The organism is Xenorhabdus sp. NBAII XenSa04, from assembly GCF_963866145.1.
Lineage (GTDB): Bacteria > Pseudomonadota > Gammaproteobacteria > Enterobacterales > Enterobacteriaceae > Xenorhabdus > Xenorhabdus indica.
The window spans coordinates 1-1,367 of record NZ_CAWMEB010000044.1; the positions used below are offsets into that span (position 1 = coordinate 1).

The following is a 1,367-nucleotide window of genomic DNA, read 5'->3' on the forward strand; positions in this document are numbered from 1 at the left end:
TGCTGGACAGCCACGGGCAACCGGTGCCGTTAGGCGGTGTGGGGGAAATCTATATCGGTGGTGTAGGGGTAGCGCGGGGGTATCTGAACCAGCCAATTTTAAGTGAGGCACGGTTTATCCCCGATCCCTTTAGCCCTGTATCGGAGGCGCGGATGTACCGCACCGGCGATATGGCCCGTTACCAGTCGGATGGTAGCCTGGAATTCTTGGGCCGTAACGACCAGCAGGTGAAAATCCGCGGCTTCCGCATTGAGCCGGGAGAAATTGAAACCCGCTTGCTGGAACACCCGGCGGTGAAGGAGACGATCGTGCTGGCATGGGATGACGGGCAGGGTAAACGGCTGGTGGCCTATATCGTGGCGGAAACGGGGGCAGCAGAAGCCGATGAAACGCTGGTTAACAACCTGCGTACTCATCTGAGTACGGTGTTACCGGATTATATGGTGCCGGCGGCTTTTGTCCGTCTGGAGGCATTGCCATTGACACCAAACGGCAAACTGGATCGCCGTGCTTTGCCGGCCCCGGACGGCGACGCCTTTGCCCGGCAGGCGTATGAAGCGCCACAGGGGGTAACCGAAATGACGCTGGCAGCGATTTGGGGGGAATTACTGGGTATTGAGCCAATCAGCCGTCATGACAGCTTCTTTGCGTTGGGCGGTCACTCCCTGCTTGCGGTGCGCATGATTGAACGCCTGCGTCAGCAGGGGTTGGCCCTGACAGCACGGGCGTTGTTCCGGTCGCCGGTGTTGTCTAATCTGGCGCAAACAGTGGGGCAGCACCGGGCTATCGAAATCCCACCGAATATGATAACCCCCGAAACGCAGCAACTGACCCCGGCGATGTTGCCGTTGGTGGATTTAACCCAGGCGGACATTGACCATATTGTCAGACAGGTGCCGGGCGGAGTGGCAAATATTCAGGATATCTATGCCTTATCGCCGTTGCAGGACGGGATTTTGTTCCACCATGTATTGGAACAGGAAGGAGATACATACCTGTTAAGTGGCCGGACCGCATTTTCTGACCGCGCGTTGCTGGATCGTTATCTGGCAGCGATGCAACGGATAGTCGACCGGCACGATATTTTACGCACCGCCTTTATCTGGCAGGGCGTGTCTGTGCCAGTGCAGGTTGTCTGGCGTCAGGCCCCCTTATCCGTAACAGAGCTGACACTGGATCCGGCTGATGGCCCGGTTATGGACCAGTTAAGTCAGCGTTTTGATCCACGCCATTATCGTCTTGATTTGGGTCAGGCGCCGTTACTGCATTTTGTGGTGGCGCAGGAAACCGATGGCCGCTGGTGCTTGCTGGAATTACACCATCACCTGATTGGTGACCATGAAACGGTGGAAGTGATGCACCGTGAA

General features: G+C 57.0%; 1 protein-coding gene. It reads left to right on the forward strand.

Annotation, left to right across the window (positions count from 1 at the left end):
* On the forward strand, positions 1-1,367 hold a 1,367-nt coding region (locus AAC147_RS02065), incomplete at both ends, for a condensation domain-containing protein (RefSeq protein ID WP_047685245.1).